Consider the following 6601-nt stretch of genomic DNA (forward strand, 5'->3'; position numbering starts at 1 on the left):
AAAAGTGGTTGGTCCGGTCAATAGCATCATTCAACTTCTTATGAATGACTATGCATTTCTCACATCTGTTTCAGGTGTGACAAGAGAATCTCAAACGAAAGACAGGTACCGTTATTTCAGAATGGCCAAGGAAACGCGAGAAGGGTATATCAAGCGCTTTAAAGAAAGTGTGATTGCGGCATGGGACAAAGTCACAACACTCAATGAAGAGCTGATTGAGCTAAAAGCAGCAAAAAAATCACAAATTATGTCTTTAAATAAAGAGTTAAAGAAAACACGAGAAAAGGCGCTGCAGTTCCAAAATATCCCGGACCCTATGAGTGAGTTGTTGGGTATAGATATTGGTGTGAATAAGGACGAAGAAATCGCGTCATTGTCGAAAAAAGTAGACAGTTTAGAGTCCGTCAATACAGAGCTCCAACGGGAAAATATCCGATTGAAGAAATTATTGGCCACCTCAGGGTTGTGAACATGACTACCATGACAATACCAACGATCCGTGGCGTTAGTTACGAAGAAAAAAGAGACCGGTGGCGTTGTTATCATCGTCGATTTGGTAAGCCAACACTACAACTACGTTTTGAAAGTCAATACGATGCTGTTTGGAAGAAGATTGAACTATGTGCCGATGAAGGCACGTTTCCTTTCGTAAAAACAGTGAAAGAATCCGATACAACATTACCTGTTGGTTTACGTTATGGTCGCTATGGCCCCACTGGTCGTCCTTTTGTTGGAGCCATTCTTCCTGTAAAAAATAACTCGAAATTAATGCCCTTTTACTATCGCGATTATCACTTTGACTCTCTGTTTCAGGCTGTTAAAGACGCTGGCCAGTGTCGTTTTGAATATTGCATGCAGCGTTTATCAAAAGAGTTAGAGCACTTCCCACCAGCCAAACAAAGTGTCATTCACAAATTAGAGCGAAACGCTCAGAACAGACTGCACCAAGAACTAGAGTTATGGGCTTCTTCATTTAACGAAATATTAAAAAAGCTATCGCAAGAGCGAACAGAATGGCGCCTTTAGTAATACATTTACGCAAGTACTCTATTATCACTTTGCACAAAAGAACATAACCATGAAACCGGGCGGCGAAACTACTACAAGAAACCTAGTTGCTTCCAGTTATTGCAACGCTAGATTGAACAAAAATAAAGATGTAGTCGCTATCACTCCTAACCTCAGAAGTTATTTATTTGAATGGGTATTGCATATCTTTTGTTGGTCTTGTTGCATATTTATGTCGGTTAAAGTTTGGCAGTTGGAACCAAACCTCGATTCGAAAACCAAATTGGACCCGCGGGGGCATTTGAACGAGAACCTACGGTTTTGAACCCAGTGACCACGTCGAAACCGTAGGTTTCCGTCGAATCATCCCTTCTCCTCATCTTCAATAAAGTATGTACCGTTGGGTAACACATGCTTATAGGGCAACAACGAGATATGAGATAAGGTCTCGTCGTCGATTTCCTCCCCTTGCTGCCGAAGCAGCTCCACAATGTCGCTTATCTTGATGGTGTTCCAGTACAGAATGGCATTGGACACAAAGCTGAGACTACTGGCCTTGTTCATGATTTCTTCATAGTCGCCTGTGGTGAATTCACCCTGATCCGCAAAGAATATCCAGCGCGGCAGTTTATGTCGGTATTCCCCTTTATTCAGTTGCCGTTGGACGGTTTGACGGAGTTCTTTGTCAGTCAGGTACCGCAGAATGTATTCGGTCTTGATAATCCGCCCCAAGTTCGTAAAGGCTTTGGTGAGGCGATCCGAAGGTGAACTATTGGTTAATCGTTGGACGATGACGTGTGCTGGCGCAGTTTTCTGCTTCAGTGAAATCGCCACTCGCATCATATATTCCCACTGTTCCTCAATGATGGCCAGATCGGCTGTTTTGGTGAGTAAATGGTTGAGGTCGCCGTAATCGACGGTTTTGTCAATACGGTAAAGCTGCTGATCTTTGAGATCCCGAATGCGCGGCATAAAGTAGAATCCGAGCAAATGACAGAGTGCGAAGACGATTTCGGTATAGCCATGTGTATCGGTGGTGTGCTCCCGGATTTTCAGAATCGTGTTGTTTTCCAGCAGGCCGTCCAAAACATACAGCGCTTCACGCGGGCTACAGGAAATAATCTTGGTGCTGAACACTGAATATTGATCGGAAACGTGGGTGTAGATCCCGATGGCTTTTTCATAATAACCGTAGTAGCGGGGATAGTAAGAAGCCAACAGGCTGTCGGCGCGGATTTTAAAGCGTTGCGCATCCGATGAGGACAATGTACCGGTGCCGTGCACCGCACTCAACGGCAGCTCATGGTGTTGATTCACAATTTCAGCACTGGCGTTGATCAGGGTTTCCTCTCGAATATAGTATTGCAGGATATGCCGGAGCATATCGACGGTCACACCTTTAACGCTATTGCTCATGGATACGACACCCAGGTTGGTGGCCTGCGAAATAATGGCGGCCATCAGGCTTTTGTAAAAGGCTTTGGGGCGCGATTGATGGTGCTGGATAGGGACAAAATGACGGCTGTAATGTGTCATTTGATCTACTTCCATCAGAAGCTGTTCGATACGTATGCTGGGCATATGTGCATCGATCACTTTTTGCAGTTGGTTGACTTTATCCGGGACCTCGAGCTTGTCATCACGTTTGAGTTTCAATCGGCCGTTTTGAATTTCCGCGAAGTTGTCCAGGCCGAACAGCTTTTTCGCTTCAGAGACTGATTCGTGGAACTGCGTTGAAATGGCGGCTCGAACTTCGTGCGGTGGAGGCTGTTGAAGTTCGGTATAGACAGCCTGTCTGGTTTCATCCCAACTGGGTTCATTTAAGGTGAGATCCCAGAACGAAACATGCTGCTTACTCTGCGGCAAGTACAAATCGCCGGAACGCAAGGCGTCTTTCATAGCGAGAGCCAATCCCATTTCCCAAACGTTGCGATTGATGTTACCGGCTTGATCTTTAAGGGTGCGGCGTAGTTCGCGGGGAATGAATGCTGTCGGTGTGTTCTCGGGTAGCTTTTTCAGGTCGCCATCATCCAATTTCCGGACGAACTCAATAGCTTTTATCAGCGGCCCGGAACCTTTAGCCACTTCAAATGGTAACCGGATAAAGTCGGCAAAATATTTTCGTAAACTGGGATAACGGGCCAGCAACAAATCGCAGTAGCCGCGTTCCTCCAGGCGTTTAAAAATGTGCAGGTCGTCAATGGATGCCAGCAGATGTTTCTCGTCAATGCGTTGCCACAAGTCCTTCTTGTACAATGGCTGTTCATCCGGCCATTCCAGCAAAACATGCGTGGTTTCAAGCACAGCATCGATGGCTTTCTTTTGGCGCTTGCGAAACTCCTTGTGTTTTTTGTCGTGGCTGTTTTTGGTTTGCCGGCATAGCTCTGTCATGTACTGATCATGCATTTTGACCAGATGATCCAACAGGATCTTGCGGGATTCCAACAGGAAGCAAATCATCAATGCATAGCGCTTATGGTCCTTGAAGCGCTTCATGTCCTTAGCGCTGTAACGCTTGGTCAGTCGGTACAGGTAGTTAAGAAAAGCGGTATCAATGACCTTTTCTTCGAACTCATTAATGCCGGTGGACACCAGATTGTCATAGCGTTCCAAATAGCGTTTCAGTGATGATATTTTCGCACCCGGCGGGTACTCTTTGAGTTGGTTGAAGTAGGTTCGTTGATTGCCGTCGGTGGCTTGCAACAAATCGTCAATGGCATCGCGTAATTCCGGCGACATCTGATCAAACACTTGCTCAAAAAGCTGAGCGTGTACCTGGTTACATATGCGGATGATCTGTCTTTCGATCGTCGTGGGGCCAGGTAAAACAATACGTTTCAACAGAAGGTGGCGTTCTGCCCGGTGAAAAAGTTCATCCGGAAGCAGTCCCTGTTGGGCATGTTCTTCAATCCAGCGGTCCAGATCTGCTTCCACTTTGTCGTCAAACCGATGAAAGCCCAGGTACTTGAGGATATTGTTCCGGTGTTCCAACACCGTGGCTTCTCTTTCGGGCACTTCCACCGTTAGCGTAGGAGGAAGATCGAGTTGACTACTCAGGTAGCTGATCACTCGTGGCGAAAGATCATGGAGCTGGTTTAGAAACCGGCCATAGAGGCGCATGGCACACAGTTGGATGGCAAATCCCAGGCGATATTGCTTGCGATACTTGTTGACGACCTCGCAATCACGACGGCTTAGCGTCCAATCGCGAACCATTTCCTCATCGGAGAATCGTTGCGGCAATATTAACGGTTGGTACCGCTGCTGATCGGTTAAGAACTGCTCTTTGGCTGTCATAGGACCTCACTTGGCTCCGGTCACGCCAACTGCGCTATAGCGCTGTTTTTATTGATGGATGCGGTATTTAAAGGTGCATCACCGCCTTTAAAGGCAATCGCTCTTGCCCAGGGGTTATTCGGTTTAAAAATGTGTAGAGTTTATAACATATATGTACTAAGATCTACGCATGTCCTGGATACTGCTGATACTTTCACTCCCCACTGAAAACGCCACCGTGCGCATGCGGGCATGGCGCGCCATCAAAGCCCTGGGGGCCGTTTCGCTGCGTGATGGCGTCTATCTACTGCCAGCCATCTCTGATCATGCCGAAAAGCTAGAGGCAATTGCCCAGGATGTCCGTGATAGTGGCGGGACCGCCCATGTACTGCACGCTAATGATCCTGAAACCGAAGCGTTCCCCCCGCTATTCGATCGCTCGGAAGACTATGAGTCGCTGGACTCGGCGATGGCGGACCTGCGGGCAAAGCTCTTGCCGGAAACCGCCATGGAGGTCATGAAGGAAACACGCAAACTGCGCAAAAGCTTCACGCGACTGTCAGCCATCGATTTTTTCCCCGGTGCCGCGCGGGATCGAATCGATACGGCTCTGAAACAGCTGGAAAGCGATGCCAACCGGGTCTTGTCTCCCGATGAGCCGCAGCCCGAACCTCGCACAATCCGCCGTCTTGATCGAGCCGATTATCAAGGCAGGCTCTGGGCGACGCGGCGTCGGCCGTGGGTGGACCGTTTGGCCAGTGCCTGGCTGATTGGCCGCTTCATCGATCCATCCGCACGCTTTTTATGGCTGGCCTCGCCGGACGACTGCCCGGATGAGGCGCTGGGGTTCGATTTCGATGGGGCGACCTTTACTCACGTGGAAGAAAAAGTCACTTTCGAAACGCTGCTGGCGAGCTTCGACCTGGATTCACCCGCGCTACTCCGGCTTGGAAAACTCGTGCACTACCTCGATGTGGGGGGACATCAGCCGCCGGAGGCCGCCGGGGTCGAGTGTGTATTGATAGGGCTGCGCGAAACCCATAGCGATGATGATCAATTATTACAAGCTGCCAATCAGGTTTTCGACAGCCTGTTGGTCACTTACGGTAAGGAACAATAACCATGCACGAACCGTCAACTTCATCTGTACCGCCAAGCAGCGGGTCCAATCAAATCACCAGGGATGCGACCGCTGGTAACCTCAATGCATTCGGCCATCACATCACCTTCGGGGAGGCCGTGCGTGTCTGGTTGCGGGTCGCCATCCTGAGCTTTGGCGGTCCCGCCGGCCAGATCGCGGTGATGCACCGTATTCTGGTGGATGAAAAGCAATGGGTCAGTGAGAGCCGCTTCCTGCACGCGCTGAATTACTGCATGGTGCTGCCCGGACCTGAAGCCCAGCAACTGGCCACCTATATCGGCTGGCTGCTGCATGGCATCAAGGGTGGACTGGTTGCGGGCGCCCTGTTCGTGCTGCCGGGCTTTCTCAGCATTCTGGTGCTCAGTCTGCTCTACGCTGGATTTCAGGAAGCGTCACTGGTGCAGGCCCTGTTTTTCGGTATCAAGGCGGCCGTGCTGGCGATCGTGATCCAGGCGGTGATCCGCATCGGCAAGCGCGTCCTCAAGAACGCCTACATGTACGCATTGGCGGTCGCCGCTTTCGTGGCGATCTTCTTCTTTGCCGTGCCTTTCCCGATCGTAATCGTTACCGCCGGATTGATCGGTCTGCTGGGTCGGCATGTCGATCCGGAACGCTTTGTGGTCATCAAGGGGCACGATACCCCCGAGGACGCCGGGCGTGCGATTGATGCCATGATGGAGGGCGGCGCGGCAAGCCATACCCGGGCGTCACGGGGGCGGGCACTCAAGGTGCTCGCCGTCTGGCTGCCGCTGTGGTTTGCGCCACTTGTCGCCCTGCTTGTGACCTTGGGCTATGAGGATGTGTTCACCCAGATTGGGCTTTTCTTCAGCAAACTGGCGGTTGTCACCTTCGGTGGCGCCTATTCGGTGCTGGCCTACATGGCCCAGGAGGCGGTACAAAACTATGGATGGCTGGCACCGGGGGAAATGCTGGATGGTCTGGGTATGGCGGAAACTACACCCGGCCCGCTGATCCAAGTGGTGCAATTCGTGGGCTTTATGGGGGCCTTCCGGGCTCCGGGAACGCTCGACCCCTTCACAGCAGGCATCTTGGCATCGGTTTTAGCCACCTGGGTCACCTTCGTTCCCTGCTTTTTGTGGATCTTCCTGGGCGCGCCGTATGTGGAAACACTGCGCGGCAACCAGGCGGTGAGCGCGGCGCTGTCGGCGGTCACGG

Annotated in this window: 5 protein-coding genes; 4 read left to right on the plus strand and 1 reads right to left on the minus strand. The window is 50.6% G+C overall.

All coding sequences use genetic code 11. The features are described 5' to 3' along the window. Both BIZ39_RS19780 and BIZ39_RS19785 read left to right on the plus strand, forming a co-directional pair. Positions 1-469: hypothetical protein (locus BIZ39_RS19780; protein WP_187447821.1), on the plus strand; the 469-nt coding region annotated here is incomplete at its 5' end. A 2-nt stretch (positions 470-471) separates the two neighbouring features. Next, positions 472-1026 (plus strand): hypothetical protein, encoded by a 555-nt coding sequence (locus BIZ39_RS19785; RefSeq protein ID WP_187447822.1) that lies wholly within the window; start codon positions 472-474, stop codon positions 1024-1026. Positions 1027-1371: 345 nt separating this feature from the next. On the opposite strand, the gene BIZ39_RS19790 is transcribed toward BIZ39_RS19785, so the two are convergent. Beyond that, positions 1372-4305, minus strand: coding sequence for a Tn3 family transposase (locus BIZ39_RS19790; RefSeq protein ID WP_049589046.1), 2934 nt, complete (start codon positions 4303-4305; stop codon positions 1372-1374). A gap of 169 nt (positions 4306-4474) precedes the next feature. Here BIZ39_RS19790 and BIZ39_RS19795 point away from each other — a divergent pair, with 169 nt between their 5' ends. Together BIZ39_RS19795 and chrA are read left to right on the plus strand one after the other, a co-directional pair. Beyond that, a complete protein-coding gene (locus BIZ39_RS19795) occupies positions 4475-5404 on the plus strand; it encodes a chromate resistance protein ChrB domain-containing protein (RefSeq protein ID WP_049589047.1) in 930 nt (309 codons plus the stop codon). Positions 5405-5406: 2 nt separating this feature from the next. Beyond that, positions 5407-6601, plus strand: a 1195-nt coding sequence (chrA, locus tag BIZ39_RS19800; RefSeq protein ID WP_187447823.1) for a chromate efflux transporter, incomplete at its 3' end; no start/stop codon positions are given.

It is taken from the genome of Alteromonas sp. BZK5 (assembly GCF_014349115.1).
Lineage (GTDB): Bacteria > Pseudomonadota > Gammaproteobacteria > Enterobacterales > Alteromonadaceae > Alteromonas > Alteromonas macleodii.